This is a genomic window from Streptomyces sp. JN8 (genome assembly GCF_055808075.1).
Genome location: NZ_CM147852.1, coordinates 2,522,331 through 2,543,360, shown reverse-complemented (window position 1 = coordinate 2,543,360; position 21,030 = coordinate 2,522,331). Strand labels below are relative to the sequence as shown.

Genomic DNA, 21,030 nt, shown 5'->3' with positions numbered 1-21,030 from the left:
CGTCTCACTCCCGCGCGTCCCCGGCGCGGTCCGGACGACCGTACCGCGCGGCGAGCACGGGCCACCGCAGCAGGGGAAGACACAGGCAGAGACTGGCCAGGACGTCCAGCGGCCAGTGGTAGCCCCGCAGCACCAGCCCGGTCCCCGTCACCGCCGTCAGTACGGCGGCGGCGGGGATCAGGCGGTTCGAGACCAGGAAGGCCGCGCCGAAGTAGGCGACCATCGCCGTGGCCGTGTGGCCCGAGGGGTAGTAGCCGTGGGCCCAGGGCTCCAGCGGGCCGGGGCGGGCCGTCCACTCCTTGAGCGGGATCACGAGGAGGGGGACCGCGGCCATGGCGAGACCCGCGTACAGGGCGGCGAGCCGGCGGCCGCGCCACACCGCGTACGCCGTCGCGCAGGCGAGGACGGGGAGGGCGACGGTCATGTTGCCGAGGTCGGCGGCGAGTTCGGAGAGGGGCCGGGGGACCGTGTCCACCAGGGCCCGGGACACCCGCTCGTCGAGCCTGGCCAGGGGGCCGTGGACGAGCACCTGCCAGGTCACGACGACGAGGGCGACGAGCGCCGAGAAGAGAGCCGGCCGCCCTGGAACAGGGGGGGTGGTTCCAGGGCGGCCGAGAGGATCGGATCGCCGCACGCCCCGGGGGGTGTGGGGCGGGCGGCCGTCCGATCGGTGAGGAGTTCCGGAGCGCGAGGCTCCAGGGGTGTGCGCGGCGGCACGGTGTGGACGGTGCTGGGGAGGCTCCGCCCGGGGTGTTTCTCTCATCTGCAGAAACCGTACGTCAGAGAAGAGGGGACCGACAGCGGGAAACGCGTCCCGCCATCGGCCCCCCACACAGTCTTCACACGGAGTGTCAGATCCGAGGTCCCGCCCCGCGCCAGATCCGGCACCGGATCCGTCACCGGACCGGCCCGGGAGCCGGGCCCCGGCCTGCCGCCGGGCCCGCGCCGGACCGGTCGCCCGGTCCGGCACGGTCGCCCGGTCCGGCACGGTCGCCGGATCAGATCTGGGCGAACGCGTTCTCGATCACGTCGAGGCCCTCGTTGAGCAGGTCCTCGCCGATCACCAGCGGCGGCAGGAAGCGCAGCACGTTGCCGTAGGTGCCACAGGTCAGGACCAGCACGCCCTCGGCGTGGCAGGCCTTGGCCAGCGCGGCGGCGGCCTCCGCGTACGGCTCCTTCGTGTCGCGGTCCTTGACCAGCTCGATGGCGATCATGGCGCCGCGGCCGCGGATGTCGCCGATGGCCGGGAACTTCTCCTGCATGGCGGTGAGGCGGGTCTTCATGACCTCCTCGATGCGCCGGGCCTTGGCGTTGAGGTCGAGCTCCTTCATCGTCTCGATGGAGCCCAGGGCGCCGGCGCAGGCCACCGGGTTGCCGCCGTAGGTGCCGCCCAGGCCGCCGCCGTGGACGGAGTCCATGATCTCGGCGCGGCCGGTGACGGCGGCGAGCGGCAGGCCGCCCGCGATGCCCTTCGCGGTGGTGATGAGGTCGGGGACGATGCCCTCGTCCTCGCACGCGAACCACTGGCCGGTCCGGCAGAAGCCGGACTGGATCTCGTCGGCGACGAAGACGATGCCGTTGTCGTTGGCGAACTTCACGATGGCCGGCAGGAAGCCCTTGGCCGGCTCGATGAAGCCGCCCTCGCCGAGGACCGGCTCGATGATGATCGCGGCGACGTTGTCGGCGCCGATCTGCTTGGTGATGTTGTCGATCGCCTGGGCGGCGGCCTCGGGGCCGCAGTTCTCCGGGCCGGTGGGCCAGCGGTAGCCGTAGGCCACCGGCACGCGGTAGACCTCGGGGGCGAACGGGCCGAAGCCCTGCTTGTACGGCATGTTCTTCGAGGTCAGCGCCATCGTGAGGTTCGTACGGCCGTGGTAGCCGTGGTCGAAGACGACGACGGCCTGGCGCTTGGTGTACGAACGGGCGATCTTGACCGCGTTCTCGACGGCCTCGGCGCCGGAGTTGAACAGCGCGGACTTCTTGGCGTGGTCGCCCGGGGTCAGCTCGGCGAGCGCCTCGCAGACCTCCACGTAGCCCTCGTACGGCGTCACCATGAAACAGGTGTGGGTGAAGTCCTGCAGCTGCGCGGAGGCGCGGCGCACGACGGCCTCGGCGGAGGCGCCGACCGAGGTCACGGCGATGCCGGAACCGAAGTCGATCAGGCGGTTGCCGTCGACGTCCTCGATGATGCCGCCGCCGGCCCGCTGGGTGAAGACGGGGAGCGTGGAGCCCACGCCACCGGCGACCGTGTCGAGACGGCGGGCCTGAAGCTCCTGCGACTTCGGACCGGGGATGGCGGTGACGATGCGCCGCTCCTGCGGGACAGCGTTCATGCGGGGCTCCTGGGGGTGTTCTGGACGCACTTGCGGGTTTCCTCCGCAGGCTAGGCGCGGGGGAGGGGCGGGGGCATGCGCCGATCGGGAGTGGTGGGGGGTGTGTCGTTGTCCGGGATGGACAGGGCGGGGGTGGAGGAGGCGGTGGCGCTGATCGTGGTCGGGACGCGACTGCTCGGGCATGCGTGGGCTGTGCGGGTGGTCGAATCCCCTCCCGTGCGCCTCCCGCGCACTAGATTGACGGTGGCACAGAGGCGGCGACCTGGCTGTTCAGGGGGCAGGGGTTCATGGAGACCGACGGCACGTACGAGTCAGGCGACACCAAGGGGGGCGCGGTGCCGCGACCGGCGGGGCCTCCCCGGGGGGCGGCCGCCCCCGAGGTGCCACCGGCTCGAAGGGTCGGGCCAGGGCTGCCGAGCGTCCCGCCGCTGCCGCCCAGGGCTCCCGCCCAGGCCACCGCGCACCCTTCGTCGCCCGTCGCCGAGTGGCTCGATGCTCCGCGTCCGGAGGCCCCTCTCGGCATCTGGCGGTTCCGGTACCTCCCGCCGCCCGCCGAGGTCACGCGCATCAGGCCCATCACCTTGCTCGGGATGCTGGTCCCCCTGCTGGTCGGACTGTTCATCTGGTTGGCCTATCGCAATGACAACCTGCCGTACGCGGCCACCGTGATGCGTACCTTCACGCCGAACGACTGGTGGACCGGCTTCGGAGCGACGGCGAAGGACTGGCAGGGCGTCGCGGTCCACACGATCTTCGACGGCCTCGTCTTCTTCGGCCTCGTATGGGTGGTCGGTGCCCTGGGCTCCTGGGGCAGGATCATCGGCTACTACCTCGCGCGACGCCGTCCCCCGGTCCGCGCCGCGCTCACCGGACTGGCGGCGCTGGTCGGACTTGCGGCCGTCCTGCCCGAGGCACTTCACCTGGGCTGGTCGGCCGTACCGGTCGTGAACCCGATCCTCTACCTCATCGCCCTGGTGACCGGTGGGTGGCACATCGCCGGGTCGCCGATCGTCGTCTACGCGGTGTACGTCCTGGCCGCGGCGCTGGTCGTCTGGCCGTGCGCGAAGATCGGCGGCTGGGAGAGCCTCTACCGGCAGTGGCGTTCCGGGAAGGCCCCGAACGTCCCGGACCCCGCCACTCCGAGCAGCCCGGGAATCCCCCGCTCGCAATGGCCCGAGCTGCGGGCCGCGGGCGCGCACCGGGCGGCGGACGTACTCACCGGCGAACTCGCCGCAGGGCGCATGAACGATGCCGACTGCGCCCGGCTGCACCGCGTCTGGCAGGCGAGCGAGCGGGATGCCGGACGCCGTGCCGCCTTCGTCGACGCCCTCGTCCGCCAGGGTGCCGCCGCCGACGCGCACCCGTCCGGCGACCGCGACCTGCCGGCCCGCTCGGCCTCCCACGACCTCCTCGAGGGCCAGGTCCGAGTCGGCCGGTGGGTGGCTGCCGAGCGCGGTTCACGCAGCTACCACGACGCGGGACTGGCGCTCGACCCGGAGCTCCTCGGCACCTCCCTTCTGGCCGTGGGCCCCTCCGGATCGGGCAAGACCCGGTCCCTCGTCGCGCCCGTGGTCGAGTCGCTGTGCCTCCAGGCGCTCACCGGCGCCTGCGCCGTCGTCGCGGTCGGCTCGGCCGGCTCGCAGCTCGGTCCCGACGCGGCGTACGACGTCGTGATCCGACTCGGCGACCCCGCCTCCCGGTACGACCTGGACCTGTACGCCGGAGCCACGGACCCGGACGAGGCCGCCGCGTGCCTCGCCGAAGGACTGGTCGGCGACATGGAGGGCATGGAGACGCGCCGAGCCGCCACGGTCCTCGCTCAGCTCCTCGGCCCCTACCGGGTCGCGTACGGACGGTTTCCCACCGTGCCGGTCCTGCGGGAACTGCTCGAAGCCCGCCCCGAGACCCTGCGGGCACTGCTCGACCTCCTCCCGGCCGACGGCGCGCAGGCGATGCGCCGCGAGCTGGAGTCCCGGCTACGGCAGGTCGGCACCACGAACGACCTGGGCCCCGTCCTCGCCGACCGGCTCGCCGCCCTCGACCGGCCGCTCTTCGCCGAGTTCTTCGGCGGGGCGGAGGAGTCGAGGTCCTTCTCCCTGCGGTCCGCCGCCCAGCACCCGATGCGGGTGCGGATCAGCCTGCCCGAGGGCGGCCACGAGGAGGCGGCACGTCTGCTCAATCGGCTGTTGCTCGCCCAGTTCCAGCACATCACGCGCGGCGGTGCGGGGCGGGGGAACTCGGCGTTCCTGGTGCTCGACGACGCGGCGGGCGCCGTGACCCCGGGTGCCCTGCGGGCTCTTCAGCGGCTGCGGACGCAGAACTCGGGTGTCGTGCTGGCCCTCCGCACCCTCGCGGAGGTGCCGGAGACCCTGCACGGACCACTCCTCGCGACCGTCGGCTGCCGGATGGCCTTCTCGGGCCTCCCCACCTGGGACGGTCGTGCCTTCGCCGAAGCGTGGGGCACCGAACGGGTGGAGATGACCGAGGTGGCCCATCACACCGTCTTCGCCGATCAGCCGATGACCAGGGCCATCCACGCCCTGCGCAAGCTGGTGACGGGCAAGGCGGTGACCACCGAGGCGGTCACCGTGCGCGAGGTGGAGCGGCAGCGCTGGTCCGCCTCGGACCTCGCTCACGCCGTCCCCCCGGGCCACGCCGTCCTCTCGCTGAGCCACGTGCGGGGCGAGCAGGTGCCGCCCATGCTCGTCGACCTGCGCGGCTGAGCGGCCACCCCGCCGCCCTGGCACAATCGGGGGCGCCGCTCGGCTGAGCGGCGCCCCCTCGCTCAAAGGTCCGACGGTCCCCAATGCCGCCCACCCTCGCCTCGCTCGTCCAGCACTCCTCCCTGAAGCTCGTCGTCCGGGCGGGGGAGGACCGCCTGGACACCCCCGTCCGCTGGGCGCACGTCAGCGAGCTCGCCGACCCCGTCCCGTACATGGAGGGCGGCGAGCTCCTCCTCACCACCGCGCTCACCCTCGACGCGGAGGACCTGGAGGCGATGCGCCGCTACGTGCGGCGGCTGCTCGGCGCGGGGGTCGTCGGGCTCGGCTTCGCCGTCGGCGTCAACTACGACGAGATCCCGGCCGCCCTGCTCGACGCGGCCCGCGACGAGCACCTGCCCCTCCTCGAAGTGCCCCGCCGGACCCCCTTCCTCGCCATCAGCAAGGCCGTGTCCGCCGCCATCTCCGCCGACCAGTACAGAGCCGTCACCGCCGGCTTCGACGCCCAGCGCGAGCTGACCCGCGCGGCGCTCGCCGAGGGCCCCGAGGCCGTCGTCGCCCGCCTCGCCGCCCACGTCGACGGCTGGGCCGCCCTCTACGACACCTCCGGCACCGTCGTCGCGGTCTCCCCCGAGTGGGCGGCGCGCCGGGCCGCCCGGCTCACCACCGACGTCGAGCGCCTCCGCGACCGGCCCGCGCCCGCCAGCGCCGTCGTCGGCGGCGCGGACGACCGCGTCGAGCTCCAGTCGCTGGGCACCGGCCGGCGCGTCAGGGGCGCCCTCGCCGTCGGCACCGGCGCGCCCCTCGGGACGGCCGAGCGGTACGCCGTGCACTCGGCGATCGCCCTGCTCACCCTCACGACGGAACGCTCCCGTTCGCTCCAGGCGGCCGAGCAGCGGCTCGGCGCGGCGGTCCTCCAGATGATGCTCGCCGGTCAGTCCGACCACGCGCGCGTGGTGGCCGGGGACGTGTACGGCGGGCTCCTCGACGCCCCCTTCCGGCTGCTCGTCGCCGAGACCGCCGGCGCCGAGCCCGCCGGCGAACCGGCGCTCCAGGTCCTCGCCGAAGCCCTGGAGTCCGCGGCCGCGCGGGCGGGGGAGGCGGTGCTGACCGTGCCCGAGAGCGAGCAGCGGCTCGTCGTCCTCGCCGGCGACGCCGGGGCGGTCGTCGCCGCCTGCGAGGGCTACGCGGAACGGGACGCCGAGGACGCCGGCCTCACCATCGGGCTCTCCGCCCCCGCCGGACCGGTCACCGCCGCCGCCGCGTACAAGCAGGCGGAACAGGCCCTCTCGGTCGCGCGGCGGCGCGGCAAGGCCCTCGTCGAGCACGAGGACCTCGCGACCGGCTCGGTCCTGCCGCTCCTCGCCGACGACGCGGTCCGCGCCTTCGCCGACGGCATGCTGCGCGCCCTCCGCGACCACGACGCCACGGGCCGCGGCGACCTCGTCGCCTCCCTGCGCGCCTGGCTGTCCCGGCACGGCCAGTGGGACGCGGCCGCCGCCGACCTGGGCGTGCACCGGCACACGCTGCGCTACCGGATGCGGCGGGTGGAGGAGATCCTCGGCCGCTCGCTCGACGACCCGGACGTGCGGATGGAACTCTGGCTGGCCCTGAAGGCCACCGGGGAGGGCGGGGCGGAGTAGCGGCGGCAGCCGCCAGGGGCGCCCGGGACGCGGCGGGCGGCAGCGCCCCGAACCCGCCGCAGCGGGACCCCCGTGTCGCACTCCCGCCTGCCCCGCCCCCAGGGCGGCGACGGGAGGCCGACGACCGGACCTAAGCCGTCTCTTCCGGATCTTGCCTGACCCGCGCCGCCCGGCACCGCACCTCGCCGCGTTGTCGAGGCACCCGGGTACGTCCAGTACGCGGGTACCTCTCCGCCTTGCGAGGCACGGCACCGGACGACGCGGGCTTAACCGACAAGATCCGAAAGAGACGACCTAGCTGTCCCCGCCCCCGTCGTCCCCGCCGCTCCTCACGCCCGGCCGGCGGTTGCCGCTGCGCACCGCGCTCCCGAGGGCCAGGGTCACGGCGGCGACCCCGCGCACCCAGCGCGGGCCGCCCCGCGCGGCCCACACCACGCACACGCAGCCTCCGACGACCAGTACCAGGACGCCGGTCAACGCGACCATGATCATGCGAGTCCCCCTGTCCTCCGTGTCCCCGCACCGCCTCCGCGGTGGGGTCCCGACATCCTGCCACCTCCCGCCCGCACCCTCCCGGCGCGCCGAGACCCGGCCCCGCCTGCCCGATCGCGGGCAGTTCTCCTGGTCATCCGGCCGGTGACTCCTTACTCTCCTGCTCATGACAAGCCCCGCCGCCGATCCGGCCCCCGAGGCACCGGCACCCCAGGCCGCCGCCGCACCCGGGCCCCGCACGCCCGCGCCCGCCACCCCGCCCGCCGCGCCGGTCCGCCGGATCACCGGGGCCGTCTGGGCCGCGCTCGGCATCGTCTACGTCGTCTGGGGCTCCACGTACCTCGGGATCCGGATCGCCGTCGAGACGATGCCGCCGTTCCTCTCCGCAGGCGTCCGCTTCGTCACCGCCGGCCTGCTCCTCGCCGGGATCATCGCCTGGCGCCAGGGCCCCGCCGCCCTCCGGGTCGACCGGCGGCAGCTCGGCTCCGCCGTCCTCGTCGGCCTGCTCCTGATCCTCGGCGGCAACGCCCTCGTCGTCCTCGCCGAGACCTCCATACCCTCCGGCCTGGCCGCCCTGCTGATCTCCGTCGTCCCGGCCTGGGTCGTCATCCTGAAGGCCGCCACCGGCCTGCGGCCGAGCGCCGGGGGACTCGCCGGAGTGCTCCTGGGGCTCGTGGGCCTCGCCGTCCTCACCCTGCCGGGGATCAGCGGCGAGGTGAAGGTCGGCGGCGTCGTCCTCGTCGTGGTCGCCACCCTGCTGTGGTCCATGGGCTCGTTCTCCTCCGCCCGCCTCCCGATGCCCCCGAACCCCTTCACCGCCAGCGCGTACGAGATGGTCGCGGGCGGTCTCGCCGGCATCGCGCTCGGCCTCTTCCGCGGCGAGCAGCACGGCCTCGACCTCGCGGAGGTCTCCACCCGCTCCTGGGCCGCCCTCGCCTACCTGATCGTCTTCGGCTCGCTGATCGCCTTCACCGCGTACGCCTGGCTCCTCCAGGCCGCGCCGCTGTCGCTCGTCGCCACCTACGCCTACGTCAACCCGGTCGTCGCGGTCGCCCTCGGCGCCCTCGTCCTGAACGAGGCCCTGTCGTGGCCCATCGTCCTGGGCGGCGCGATCGTCGTCGGCGGCGTCTGCCTCATCGTCTCCACGGAGCGGCGCGGCTGACCGCCCGGGGCCCCGCCTCGGTCCGCCCCGGCCCCTCCGGCCCGCGGCCGCCCGCCGCGCCCCGCGCTTCGGCCAATTCGGACAGCCCTTCCGGCCCATCACTCCACACCGGACAAGCCCACGGACGCCGCCCCGGCCCTAACGTGTCACGAGAGCAATCGCTCGCACCCCGATACGGAAAGGGCCGGGACGCAATGACGACCACCCACGCCTTCTGGCTCGCCGGCCGCGAGGCCACCGGCGAGGCCACCTTCGACGTCACGAACTCCTTCGACGGACGTCTGGTCGGCAAGGTCAGCGTGCCCACCGAGGCCCAGGTCGAGGAGGCCGTCGCCGCCGCGCACGCCGTCGTCGACGAGTTCGCCGCGACCCCGGCGCACGTCCGCGCCGCCGCCCTCGACCACGTGTCGAAGCGGCTCGCCGAGCGCACCGAGGAGATCGCCCTGGTGATCTCCGCCGAGAACGGCAAGCCCATCAAGTGGGCCCGCGGTGAGGTCGGCCGCGCCGTCTCCGTCTTCCGTTTCGCCGCCGAGGAGGCCCGCCGCTGGAACGCCGGCGAGGCCCAGCGCCTGGACACCGAGGCCGGCGGCGCGGGCCGCCTCGCGCTGACCCGCCGCATCCCCAAGGGTGTCGTCCTCGGCATCGCGCCGTTCAACTTCCCGCTGAACCTCAGCGCCCACAAGGTCGCCCCGGCCATCGCCGTCGGCGCCCCGATCATCCTCAAGCCGGCCCCGTCGACCCCGATCTCGTCGCTGATCCTGGGCGAGATCCTGGCCGAGACCGACCTGCCGGCCGGCTCCTGGTCGATCCTGACCGTGCCGAACGACCGCATGCCCGCCCTCGTCAAGGACGAGCGCCTCCCGGTCATTTCCTTCACCGGCTCGGACACGGTCGGCTACGCCATCCAGCAGTCGGTGCCCCACAAGCACTGCACCCTGGAGCTCGGCGGCAACGCCGCGGCGGTCGTCCTCCCCGACTGGTCCTCCGAGGAGGACCTGGACTGGGCGGCGAGCCGCATCGCCACCTTCTCCAACTACCAGGGCGGCCAGTCCTGCATCTCCGTCCAGCGCGTGGTCGTCGACTCCTCCGTCCACGACCGCCTGCTGCCGAAGATCGTCGCCGCCGTCGAGGCGCAGGTCACCGGTGACCCGTCCGACGCCGCCACCGACGTCGGCCCGCTGGTCGACGAGGCCGCCGCGAAGCGCGTCGAGTCCTGGGTCGACGAGGCCGTCGCCGCCGGCGCGAAGCTCCTCGCGGGCGGCAAGCGCGAGGGCGCGACCTACGCCCCGACCGTGCTCACCGAGCTCCCGGCGGACGTCACCCTGGCCCGCGCCGAGGTCTTCGGCCCGGTCCTGACCATCACCGAGGTGGACGGCGAGGCCGAGGCCTTCGCCGCGGTCAACGACTCCGACTTCGGCCTCCAGGCCGGCGTCTTCACCCACGACCTCCAGGCCGCCTTCCGCGCCCACCGCGCCCTCGAGGTCGGCGGCGTGATCGTCGGCGACGTCCCCTCGTACCGCGCCGACCAGATGCCGTACGGCGGCGCCAAGCGCTCCGGCGTCGGCCGCGAGGGCGTCAAGTACGCCATGGACGACTACACCTACGAGCGCGTCCTCGTCCTGACGGGCCTCGCGCTCTAGGAGCACGGCGCGGGGCGCGCGGGGTACGGCACGACCGGTACCCCGTACGGCCCAAGACCACGAGACCAGGCGGTCCGAACCCACTGTGCGGGGGTTCGGGCCGCCTTTCGTCGTACGGCCGGGCCTCCGTCCGCCCCCACCGGCGCGTCCGGACGCCGGAGAGACCGTTCTCCCGCCTGTCCGGACCCCGGGAAATCGGGTACGACGGACAGTGAGACCGAGGAGGTGTCCATGTCCGCCCCCACCCAGCGGCCCAGGGTCACCGCGCACGAGGCCCGGCAGACCGCCGAGGCCGCACGTGAGCGGGACTGGCACAAGCCCAGCTTCGCCAAGGAGCTCTTCCTCGGTCGGTTCCGGCTCGACCTCGTCCACCCCCACCCGCTCCCCGCCGACGAGGACGCCCGGCGGGGCGAGGCCTTCCTCGCCGCCCTCCGCACGTTCTGCGAGACCCGGATCGACGGCGGCCGCATCGAGCGCGAGGCCCGCATCCCGGACGAGACGATCGCCGGACTCAAGGAGCTCGGCGCGCTCGGCATGAAGATCGACCGGAAGTACGGCGGCCTCGGCCTCACCCAGCTGTACTACAACCGGGCCCTCGCGCTCGTCGGCTCCGCGAGCCCCGCCGTCGGCGCCCTGCTCTCGGCGCACCAGTCGATCGGCGTACCGCAGCCGCTGAAGCTGTTCGGCACCCCGGAGCAGAAGGACGCCTTCCTGCCCCGGCTGGCCCGTACGGACATCTCCGCGTTCCTGCTGACCGAGCCGGACGTCGGCTCCGACCCGGCGCGGCTGGCCACCACCGCCGTGCCCGACGGGGACGCGTACGTCCTCGACGGCGTGAAGCTGTGGACCACCAACGGCGTCATCGCCGACCTGCTCGTCGTCATGGCCCGGGTCCCCGCCTCGGACGGCGGCCCCGGCGGCATCACGGCCTTCGTCGTCGAGGCCGACTCGCCCGGCATCACCGTCGAGCACCGCAACGCCTTCATGGGCCTGCGCGGCCTGGAGAACGGCGTCACCCGCTTCCACGGCGTACGGGTCCCCGCGGGGAACCGCATCGGGCCCGAGGGGGCCGGCCTCAAGATCGCCCTCACCACCCTCAACACCGGCCGGCTGTCGCTGCCCGCCGCCTGCGCCGGCGCCGGGAAGTGGTGCCTGAAGGTCGCCCGCGAGTGGGCGGGCGTGCGCGAGCAGTGGGGCGGACCGGTCGGCCGGCACGAGGCCGTCGGCACCAAGATCTCCTTCATCGCGGCCACCACCTTCGCGCTGGAGGCGGTCGTCGACCTCGCCTCCCAGATGGCCGACGAGGACCGCAACGACATCCGCATCGAGGCCGCCCTCGCCAAGCTGTACGGCTCGGAGATGGCCTGGCTCATCGCGGACGAACTCGTCCAGATCCGCGGCGGCCGCGGCTACGAGACCGCCGACTCGCTGGCCGCCCGCGGCGAGCGCGCCGTCCCCGCCGAGCAGGTCCTGCGCGACCTGCGGATCAACCGGATCTTCGAGGGGTCGACCGAGATCATGCACCTGCTGATCGCCCGCGAGGCGGTCGACGCCCACCTCTCCGTCGCCGGGGACCTCATCGACCCCGGGAAGTCGCTCACCGACAAGGCGAGGGCCGGCGCGCGGGCGGGCGGCTTCTACGCCCGCTGGCTGCCGGGACTCGTCACCGGACCGGGACAGCTGCCCGGCGCGTACGGGGAGTTCGGCGAACTGGCGCGGCACCTGCGGTACGTCGAGCGGACCTCCCGCAAGCTCGCCCGCTCCACGTTCTACGCGATGTCCCGCTGGCAGGGCCGGATGGAGCTCAAGCAGGCCTTCCTCGGCCGGATCGTCGACATCGGCGCGGAGCTCTTCGCGATGAGCGCGGCCTGTGTACGGGCCGAACTCCTGCGCACCACGGGCGACCACGGGCGGGAGGCCCACCAGCTCGCGGACGCCTTCTGCGACCAGGCCCGGCTGCGGATCGAGGAGCTGTTCGGACGGCTCTGGTCCAACACCGACGACGTCGACCGGCGGGTCGCCGACGGCGTCCTGGCCGGCCGGTACACCTGGCTGGAGGAGGGCATCGTGGACCCGGGCGACGAGGGTCCGTGGATCGCGGACGCGAGCCCGGGGCCGTCGACGGAAGCGGACGTCCACCGCCGCATCCCCTGACGCCCCCGCGGGGACGGCACGGGGTCCGGCCCGCAGGCGGGTCCCGTCCGGCCCCGAAGCGGTCTCGTACGGCCGGTGGCGGGTCTCGTCCGGCCCCGTGGCGGGTCCTGCCCGGTCCCGGGGTGGTCTCGTCCCGCCCCCCCCGTCCACGCTCCGGACCGCGGCGCGGGCGGGGGACGGGGCACGGCAGGATGGGGCGGGTGACCGTCATCGACATCCCCGGCTCCAAGTCCGTCACCGCCCGCGCGCTCTTCCTCGCCGCCGCGGCCGAGGGCACCACCACCCTCCTGCGGCCCCTCGTCTCCGACGACACCGAGGGCTTCGCCGAGGGCCTGACCGCCCTCGGCTACGCCGTCCGCCGCGAGGCCGACGCCTGGCACGTCGAGGGCCGTCCCGCCGGCCCCGGCGCGGACTCCGCCGACGTGTACTGCCGCGACGGCGCCACCACCGCCCGCTTCCTGCCCACCCTCGCCGCCGCCGGCCACGGCACGTACCGCTTCGACGCCTCCGCCCAGATGCGGCGACGGCCCCTGGGCCCGCTCAGCACCGCCCTGCGCGACCTCGGCGTCGACCTCCGGCACGGCGGCGCGGAGGGCCATCACCCCCTCGACGTCCACGCCCGCGGGGTGAAGGGCGGCGCGCTCACCCTCGACGCCGGCCAGTCCTCCCAGTACCTGACGGCGCTCCTGATGCTCGGCCCGCTCACCGCCGAGGGTCTCGACATCACCGTCACCGACCTGGTCTCGGAGCCGTACGTCGAGATCACCCTCGCGATGATGCGCGACTTCGGCGCCGAGATCACCGAGGAGCGGGGCCGGGACGGCGGCCGCACCTACCGCGTGGCGCCCACCGGCTACCGCGCCCGGACCTACGGCGTCGAGCCCGACGCCTCCACCGCCAGCTACTTCTTCGCGGCGGCCGCCCTGGAGCCCGGCCGCTCCGTGACCGTCCCCGGGCTGGGCACCGGCGCCCTCCAGGGCGACCTCGGCTTCGTCGAGGTGCTGCGCCGCATGGGCGCCGACGTCGACATCTCCGCCACCGGCACCACCGTCCGCTCCACCGGCAGGCTGCACGGCCTCACCGTCACCATGCGCGACATCTCCGACACCATGCCGACCCTCGCCGCCCTCGCGCCCTTCGCCGACGGCCCGGTCCGCATCGAGGACGTCGCCAACACCCGCGTCAAGGAGTGCGACCGCCTCGACGCCTGCGCCGAGAACCTGCGCCGGCTCGGCATCACGGTCCGCACCGGCCCCGACTGGATCGAGATCCAGCCGGGCACGCCCTCCGGCCCCGTCGAGATCGCCACCCACGGCGACCACCGGATCGTCATGTCGTTCGCGGTCACCGCCCTGCGCACGCCCGGCATCACCTTCGACGACCCCGGCTGCGTGAAGAAGACCTTCCCGGACTTCCACCGGGTCTTCGGGGGCTTCGCCGGCACCCCGTGAGGGGCGCCGCCGCGTGACGGCCGGCGGTCCGGCGGGGCGGCCATCCCCGTGAAGACCGCCACCCCGTGAAGACCGCACGGCGTTTGCGGCAAGAATGGGGGCATGAGCGACCGCCCCTCTCCTCTCGCCGACCCGCACATCGCCTTCGACGTCTCCGAAGGACGCCGGGACATCGTCGTCCTCGGCTCGACCGGGTCCATCGGCACGCAGGCCATCGACCTGGTGCTGCGCAACCCCGACCGCTTCCGGGTCACCGCCCTGGCCGCCTCGGGCGGCCGGGTCGCCCTGCTCGCCGAGCAGGCGCACCGGCTGAAGGTCGCCGCGGTCGCCGTGGCCCGCGAGGACGTCGTGGAGGAGCTCCGTACGGCCCTGAAGGCGCTGTACGGCTCCGAGCCGCTGCCCGAGCTCCTCGCCGGCCCCGACGCGGCCACCCGGCTCGCCGCCTCGCCGTGCCACACCGTCCTCAACGGCATCACCGGCTCCATCGGCCTGGCGCCGACCCTCGCCGCCCTGGAGGCGGGCCGCACCCTCGCCCTCGCCAACAAGGAGTCGCTGATCGTCGGCGGCCCGCTGGTGAAGGCGCTGGCGAAGCCCGGCCAGATCATCCCGGTCGACTCCGAGCACGCCGCCCTCTTCCAGGCCCTCGCCGCGGGCACCCGCGCCGACGTCCGCAAGCTGGTGGTCACCGCGTCCGGCGGCCCGTTCCGCGGGCGCACGCGCGCGCAGCTCGCCGACGTCACCCGCGAGGACGCGCTGGCCCACCCGACCTGGGCCATGGGCCCGGTGATCACGGTGAACAGCGCCACCCTGGTCAACAAGGGCCTGGAGGTCATCGAGGCGCACCTCCTCTACGACATCCCCTTCGACCGCATCGAGGTCGTCGTCCACCCGCAGTCCTACGTGCACTCGATGGTCGAGTTCACGGACGGCTCCACGCTCGCCCAGGCCACCCCGCCCGACATGCGCGGCCCGATCGCCATCGGCATCGGCTGGCCCGAGCGGGTCCCCGACGCGGCCCCCGCCTTCGACTGGAGCAAGGCCTCCACCTGGGAGTTCTTCCCGCTCGACACCGAGGCGTTCCCGTCGGTCGCGCTGGCCCGGCACGTCGGCGAGCTGGGCGGCACCGCCCCCGCCGTCTTCAACGCCGCCAACGAGGAGTGCGTGGAGGCGTTTCTCGCGGGACGGCTGCCGTTCAACGGAATCATGGATACGGTCACAGCGGTCGTCGCGGAGCACGGCGTTCCCGCCTCGGGAACCTCCCTCACCGTGCCGGACGTCCTCGAAGCGGAGACCTGGGCGCGCGCCCGGGCCCGAGAGCTCGCAGCGAAGGCAACAGCGGAGGCCCGCGCATGACCGAAATGCTCCTGTACATCCTGGGCCTCGTGCTGTTCGCCTTCGGCCTGCTCGTCTCCATCGCCTGGCACGAGCTGGGCCACCTCTCCACGGCCAAGCTCTTCGGCATCCGCGTGCCGCAGTACATGGTCGGCTTCGGCCCCACGATCTGGTCGAGGAAGCGCGGCGAGACCGAGTACGGCATCAAGGCCATCCCCGCCGGCGGCTACATCCGGATGATCGGGATGTTCCCGCCGGGCGAGGACGGCAAGATCGAGGCCCGCTCGACCTCGCCCTGGCGCTCGATGATCGAGGACGCCCGGGAGGCCTCGTACGAGGAGCTCCAGCCCGGCGACGAGACGCGGCTCTTCTACACGCGCAAGCCGTGGAAGCGCGTGATCGTGATGTTCGCGGGACCGTTCATGAACCTGGTCCTGGCCGTGGCGCTGTTCTTCGGCTCGATGATGACGCTGGGGATCGAGGGCCAGACGACGCAGGTCGCCGGCGTCCAGAAGTGCGTGATCGAGCAGGACGAGAAGCGCGACAAGTGCGCCGCCGGCGACCCGGTCTCCCCGGCCTTCAAGGCCGGCCTGAAGGACGGCGACAAGATCGTCGCGTTCAACGGGGCCCCCGTGGGCGACTGGGACACCCTCTCCGACCGCATCCGCGACACCATCGGCCCGGCGACCATCACCGTCGAGCGGGCCGGTCAGCGCCTGGAGCTGCGCCCCGACCTCGTCGCCAACAAGGTGCTCGCGAAGGACGAGGACGGCCGGGTCGTCCAGCCGGTCCGGTACGTCGACGCCGGCTACCTCGGCTTCGCCTCCAAGACCGAGGTCGCGCCGCTCAGCTTCGGCGAGACCACCGACCGCATGGGCGACCTCCTGGAGAACGGCGTCCACTCGGTCATCGCCCTCCCGGGCAAGATCCCCGGCCTGTGGGACGCCACCTTCGGCGACGGCGAGCGGGCGGACGACTCGCCCGTCGGCGTCGTCGGCGCCGCCCGCATCACCGGTGAGCTGATGACCGTCGAGGCTCCGCCGACGACGATCCTCGTGATGTTCATGAACCTGCTCGTCGGGTTCAACGTGTCGCTGTTCCTGTTCAACATGCTCCCGCTGCTGCCGCTGGACGGCGGCCACATCGCGGGTGCCCTGTGGGAGTCCGTACGCCGTCACACGGCCCGGATCTTCAAGCGCCCCGACCCGGGCCCGTTCGACGTGGCGAAGCTCATGCCCGCCGCGTACGTGGTGGCCGGAGTCTTCGTCTGCTTCACGCTGCTCGTCCTCGCCGCCGACCTCGTCAACCCGGTGAAGATCACGTAGCCCGCAGGGGGGCCGGACCCGGTGGTGTCCGGCCCTCCGTCCCCGGGGCGGTAACCTCGGACACCTGAGCCCGCCGACGCACAACCTTGAGGTTGCACAAAAGATGACCGCGATTTCTCTCGGTATCCCGACCGTCCCGACCCGGCTCGCCGAGCGGCGCAAGAGCCGCAAGATCCAGGTCGGCACCGTGGCCGTCGGCGGTGACGCACCCGTCTCCGTGCAGTCGATGACCACGACCCGCACGTCCGACATCGGCGCCACGCTGCAGCAGATCGCCGAGCTGACGGCCTCCGGCTGCCAGATCGTGCGCGTGGCCTGCCCCACCCAGGACGACGCCGACGCCCTCTCGGTCATCGCGCGGAAGTCGCAGATCCCGGTGATCGCCGACATCCACTTCCAGCCGAAGTACGTCTTCGCGGCGATCGACGCCGGCTGCGCGGCCGTCCGCGTCAACCCCGGCAACATCAAGCAGTTCGACGACAAGGTCAAGGAGATCGCCAAGGCGGCCTCCGACGCCGGGACCCCGATCCGCATCGGCGTCAACGCCGGCTCGCTCGACGCCCGCCTGCTCAAGAAGTACGGCAAGGCCACCCCCGAGGCGCTCGTCGAGTCCGCCCTCTGGGAGGCGAGCCTCTTCGAGGAGCACGGCTTCCGCGACATCAAGATCTCGGTCAAGCACAACGACCCGGTCGTCATGGTCGAGGCCTACCGCCAGCTCGCCGCCCAGTGCGACTACCCGCTGCACCTCGGCGTCACCGAGGCCGGCCCCGCCTTCCAGGGCACCATCAAGTCGGCCGTCGCCTTCGGCGCGCTGCTGTCCCAGGGCATCGGCGACACCATCCGCGTCTCCCTCTCCGCGCCGCCGGCCGAGGAGATCAAGGTCGGCATCCAGATCCTGGAGTCGCTGAACCTGCGCCAGCGCCGCCTGGAGATCGTCTCCTGCCCGTCCTGCGGCCGCGCCCAGGTGGACGTCTACAAGCTCGCGGAGGAGGTCACCGCCGGCCTCGACGGCATGACCGTCCCGCTGCGCGTCGCCGTCATGGGCTGCGTCGTCAACGGCCCGGGCGAGGCCCGCGAGGCCGACCTCGGCGTCGCCTCCGGCAACGGCAAGGGCCAGATCTTCGTCAAGGGCGAGGTCATCAAGACCGTCCCCGAGTCGAAGATCGTCGAGACCCTCATCGAGGAGGCGCTCAAGATCGCCGAGCAGATGGAGAAGGACGGCGTCGCCAGCGGCGAGCCGTCGGTCGCCGTCGCCGGCTGAGCGGTCCCGGCTCCCCCGAAGCCCCCCGTCCCGCCCGGGACGGGGGGCTTCGTCCGCGCGCAGGGCCCCGCCCCAGGCGAGAGGGGTACAGTGCGGAGACCACGTAGAACCGTACGGTGAGGCCCCCTCGTGCTGACACAACCCGCCACCCGGGTCCTCGAACCCGCCGACCTCGGCGCCGCACTCGCCGTTCTGGAGAGCGCCCCCGTCGAGAACGCCTTCGTGACCGCCCGCGTCCAGGTCGCCGGGCTCGACCCCTGGCGCCTCGGCGGCGAGATGTGGGGCTGGTACAGCGAGGGACGGCTGCGCTCGCTCTGCTACTCCGGCGCCAACCTCGTCCCCCTCTGCGCGACGCCCGAGGCCGTGCGCGCCTTCGCCGACCGGGCGCGCAGGACCGGACGCCGCTGCTCCTCGATCGTCGGGCCCGCCGAGCCCACCACCGAACTGTGGCGCCTCCTGGAGCCCAGCTGGGGCCCCGCGCGCGACGTCCGCGCCCGGCAGCCGCTCATGGTCGCCGAGGAGCCCTCCGCGACCGTCGCGCCCGACCCGCTGGTGCGCCGCGTCCGCAAGGACGAGATGGACGTGATCATGCCCGCGTGCGTGGCCATGTTCACCGAGGAGGTCGGCGTCTCCCCGCTCGCCAACGACGGCGGACTGCTCTACCAGGCCCGGGTCGCCGAGCTCGTCGGCTCCGGCCGCTCCTTCGCCCGCATCGAGGACGGCAAGGTGGTCTTCAAGGCGGAGATCGGCGCCGCCACCCGCCAGGCCTGCCAGATCCAGGGCGTCTGGGTCGCCCCCGAGCACCGCGGCAAGGGCCTCTCGGAATCGGGCATGGCCGCCGTCCTCCAGTACGCCCTGGCCGACGTCGCACCCGTCGTCAGCCTGTACGTGAACGACTACAACACCCCCGCGAGGGCCTCGTACCGCCGCGTCGGCTTCCAGGAGACCGGCGCCTTCATGAGCGTGCTGTTCTGAGCACCCGGCCGCTTGTAGGGTGCGCCGCATGGATGACGCAGAGGTCATGATCGGACCGGTCAATCTCGCCGCCCGGGTGGACGAGGCCCTCGCCGTGCAGGCGGTCGCCTTCGGCCTGGACCAGGACGAGGTCGCCGTGCGCCGCCACATCGTGCTGCGCCACCTGCTGAACCCCGGCGCCCGCGCCCACGGGGCCACCACCCCCGACGGGAGGCTCGTCGGGTTCGTGTACGGGATGCCCAACGACCGCGGCCACTGGTGGTCCACCGTCGTCGAGTCGTACCTGCGCTCCACCGGCACCGTCGAGTGGCTCGACGACTCGTTCGTGATCACCGAACTCCACGTCCACCCCGACCACCAGGGGCGCGGGGTGGGCCGCGAGCTGATCACCGCCATCACCGACGAGGCCGCCGAACCCCGCTCGATCCTCTCCGCCATCGACACCGACAGCCCGGCCCGCGGTCTCTACCGCTCCCTCGGCTACCACGACCTCGCCCGCCAGGTGCACTTCCCGAGCGCGGTCCGCCCGTACGCCGTCATGGGCGCGTCGCTGCCGCTCAAGCGCCGGAACTGATTTCTCCGACCCGGGGAGGCCCGGCTAATCTCGGGGCCATCATCCTTACCCGGCAGGAGTACGAGAACCATGGCCAACGCACCGGTCCAGCGCATGTCCCAGTTGATGGCGAAGACGCTGCGCGACGACCCGGCCGACGCCGAGGTCCTCAGCCACAAGCTCCTCGTCCGCGCCGGCTACGTGCGCCGCACCGCCGCCGGCATCTGGAGCTGGCTGCCCCTCGGCAAGAAGGTCCTCTCCAACGTCGAGCGCATCGTCCGCGAGGAGATGGACGCCATCGGCGCGCAGGAGGTCACCCTCCCCGCGCTGCTGCCGCGTGAGCCCTACGAGGCGACGGGCCGCTGGGACGAGTACGGCGCCGAGCTCTTCCGCCTCCAGGACCGCAAGGGCGGCGACTACCTGCTCGGCCCGACGCACGAGGAGATCTTCACCCTCCTCGTCAAGGACCAGTGCTCCTCGTACAAGGACCTGCCGGTCATCCTCTACCAGATCCAGAACAAGTTCCGCGACGAGGCCCGCCCCCGCGCCGGCATCCTGCGCGGCCGCGAGTTCCTCATGAAGGACTCGTACTCCTTCGACACCGAGGACGAGGGCCTCGCCCGGTCCTACGCCCTGCACCGCGAGGCCTACCGGCGGGTCTTCGAGCGCCTCGGCCTCGACTACCGCATCGTCGCGGCCACCGCCGGCGCCATGGGCGGCTCGAAGTCCGAGGAGTTCCTGGCCCCCGCCCAGGCCGGCGAGGACACCTTCGCCGACTGCCCGAACTGCGACTTCGCCGCGAACACCGAGGCCGTCTCGTACCCGCTCGCGCCGGTCGACGGCTCGGGCGTCGCGGCCGCCGAGGAGATCCCCACCCCGGACACCCCGACGATCGAGACCCTCGCCGCCTCCCTCGGCGTCCCGGCCTCCGCCACCCTGAAGAACCTCCTCGTGAAGGTCGACGGCGAGATCGTCGCCGTCGGCGTCCCCGGCGACCGCGAGGTCGACATGGGCAAGGTCGAGGACCACTTCGCGCCGGCCGCCGTCGAGATGGTCACCGAGACCGACTTCGCCGAGCGCGCCGACCTCGTCCGGGGCTACGTCGGCCCGCAGGGCCTGGAGAAGGTCCGGTACGTCGCCGACCCGCGCGTGGCGCCCGGCACCGCGTGGATCACGGGTGCCAACAAGGAGGGCATGCACGCGAAGAACGTCGTCGCGGGCCGCGACTTCGAGGTCGAGGAGTACGTCGACGTCGTCGTGGTCGAGGAGGGCGACCCGTGCCCCCGGTGCGGCACCGGCCTCACGCTGGACCGCGCCATCGAGATCGGCCACATCTTCCAGCTGGGCCGCAAGTACGCCGACGCCCTCAAGCTCGACGTCCTGGGCCAGAACGGCAAGCCGGTCCGCGTGACCATGGGCTCGTACGGCATCGGCGTCTCGCGCGCCGTCGCCGCGCTGGCGGAGCAGACGGCCGACGAGAAGGGCCTGTGCTGGCCGGCCGAGGTCGCCCCGGCCGACGTCCACGTCGTCGCCGCCGGCAAGGCCCTCCAGACGGAGCTGGCCCTGGAGGTCTCCGACAAGCTGGCCGCCGCGGGCCTGCGCGTGCTGGTCGACGACCGCGCGGGCGTCTCGCCGGGCGTGAAGTTCACCGACGCGGAGCTCATGGGCGTCCCGAAGATCCTGGTCGCCGGCCGCCGCTCGGGCGAGGGCGTCGTGGAGCTGAAGGACCGCCGCACCGGTGAGCGCGAGGAGCTCACCGTCGACGAGGCGCTGGCCCGCCTCGCCGCGTGACGCGAACGGGGTGCGGGGCCGTCCGATGGCCCCGCACCCCGTCGTCGTACCCGGCCGCTCACTTCTCCGGGCGGTCCGGCACCCTGTCGTGGTGCCCGGGGGCGTCGTAAAGGGCGCTCACTTCTCCGGGCGGTCCGGCATCCGGTCGTGGTGCCCGGGGTCGTCGTGTCGGGGTGGCGCTCACTTCTCCGGGCGGTC

Annotated in this window: 15 protein-coding genes; 12 read left to right on the top strand and 3 right to left on the bottom strand. The window is 73.4% G+C overall.

Features of this window, described 5'->3' with window-relative positions; translation table 11 throughout:
- Positions 1-4: 4 nt before the first annotated feature.
- Together ACY0MR_RS10775 and gabT are read right to left on the bottom strand one after the other, a co-directional pair.
- Positions 5-763 carry a phosphatase PAP2 family protein gene (locus ACY0MR_RS10775; RefSeq protein WP_473560497.1) on the bottom strand — a complete coding sequence of 253 codons (759 nt, stop codon included), beginning with the start codon at positions 761-763 and terminating at the stop codon, positions 5-7.
- Between the two features lie 235 nt (positions 764-998).
- Positions 999-2,333, bottom strand: a complete 1,335-nt coding sequence (gene gabT, locus ACY0MR_RS10770; RefSeq protein ID WP_388793905.1) for a 4-aminobutyrate--2-oxoglutarate transaminase — start codon at positions 2,331-2,333, stop codon at positions 999-1,001.
- A 590-nt stretch (positions 2,334-2,923) separates the two neighbouring features.
- Here gabT and ACY0MR_RS10765 point away from each other — a divergent pair.
- Together ACY0MR_RS10765 and ACY0MR_RS10760 are read left to right on the top strand one after the other, a co-directional pair.
- A complete protein-coding gene (locus ACY0MR_RS10765; protein WP_403317505.1) occupies positions 2,924-5,056 on the top strand; it encodes an ATP/GTP-binding protein in 2,133 nt (710 codons plus the stop codon).
- Between the two features lie 83 nt (positions 5,057-5,139).
- Positions 5,140-6,696, top strand: coding sequence for a PucR family transcriptional regulator (locus ACY0MR_RS10760; RefSeq protein WP_473560495.1), 1,557 nt, complete (start codon positions 5,140-5,142; stop codon positions 6,694-6,696).
- A 294-nt stretch (positions 6,697-6,990) separates the two neighbouring features.
- Here ACY0MR_RS10760 and ACY0MR_RS10755 read toward each other — a convergent pair whose 3' ends face one another.
- Complete coding sequence (locus ACY0MR_RS10755) at positions 6,991-7,188, bottom strand: hypothetical protein (protein WP_388793914.1); 198 nt, start codon at positions 7,186-7,188, stop codon at positions 6,991-6,993.
- Between the two features lie 166 nt (positions 7,189-7,354).
- Here ACY0MR_RS10755 and ACY0MR_RS10750 point away from each other — a divergent pair, with 166 nt between their 5' ends.
- The 10 genes from ACY0MR_RS10750 (at position 7,355) to ACY0MR_RS10705 (ending at position 20,832) form a co-directional block, all read left to right on the top strand.
- Positions 7,355-8,350, top strand: a complete 996-nt coding sequence (locus ACY0MR_RS10750; RefSeq protein WP_473560493.1) for an EamA family transporter — start codon at positions 7,355-7,357, stop codon at positions 8,348-8,350.
- A 194-nt stretch (positions 8,351-8,544) separates the two neighbouring features.
- A complete protein-coding gene (locus ACY0MR_RS10745) occupies positions 8,545-9,990 on the top strand; it encodes an aldehyde dehydrogenase family protein (protein WP_473560491.1) in 1,446 nt (481 codons plus the stop codon).
- A 231-nt stretch (positions 9,991-10,221) separates the two neighbouring features.
- Entirely contained in the window at positions 10,222-12,144 is a 1,923-nt protein-coding gene (locus tag ACY0MR_RS10740; protein ID WP_388793920.1) for an acyl-CoA dehydrogenase family protein, read from the top strand.
- Between the two features lie 200 nt (positions 12,145-12,344).
- A complete protein-coding gene (gene aroA / locus ACY0MR_RS10735) occupies positions 12,345-13,595 on the top strand; it encodes a 3-phosphoshikimate 1-carboxyvinyltransferase (protein WP_392862494.1) in 1,251 nt (416 codons plus the stop codon).
- Between the two features lie 102 nt (positions 13,596-13,697).
- Complete coding sequence (dxr, locus tag ACY0MR_RS10730) at positions 13,698-14,948, top strand: 1-deoxy-D-xylulose-5-phosphate reductoisomerase (protein WP_361850146.1); 1,251 nt, start codon at positions 13,698-13,700, stop codon at positions 14,946-14,948.
- A complete protein-coding gene (locus ACY0MR_RS10725) occupies positions 14,945-16,252 on the top strand; it encodes a M50 family metallopeptidase (protein WP_388793927.1) in 1,308 nt (435 codons plus the stop codon). Before dxr ends, ACY0MR_RS10725 begins: the two co-directional genes overlap by 4 nt.
- Before the next feature lie 103 nt (positions 16,253-16,355).
- On the top strand, positions 16,356-17,513 hold the full coding sequence (gene ispG, locus ACY0MR_RS10720) for a flavodoxin-dependent (E)-4-hydroxy-3-methylbut-2-enyl-diphosphate synthase (protein ID WP_361850150.1): 1,158 nt from the start codon (positions 16,356-16,358) through the stop codon (positions 17,511-17,513).
- A gap of 129 nt (positions 17,514-17,642) precedes the next feature.
- Entirely contained in the window at positions 17,643-18,488 is an 846-nt protein-coding gene (locus tag ACY0MR_RS10715; protein ID WP_388793930.1) for a GNAT family N-acetyltransferase, read from the top strand.
- Between the two features lie 28 nt (positions 18,489-18,516).
- Positions 18,517-19,062, top strand: coding sequence for a GNAT family N-acetyltransferase (locus tag ACY0MR_RS10710; protein ID WP_361850154.1), 546 nt, complete (start codon positions 18,517-18,519; stop codon positions 19,060-19,062).
- 69 nt (positions 19,063-19,131) lie between these two features.
- Entirely contained in the window at positions 19,132-20,832 is a 1,701-nt protein-coding gene (locus ACY0MR_RS10705; RefSeq protein WP_473560486.1) for a proline--tRNA ligase, read from the top strand.
- Positions 20,833-21,030: the final 198 nt, after the last annotated feature.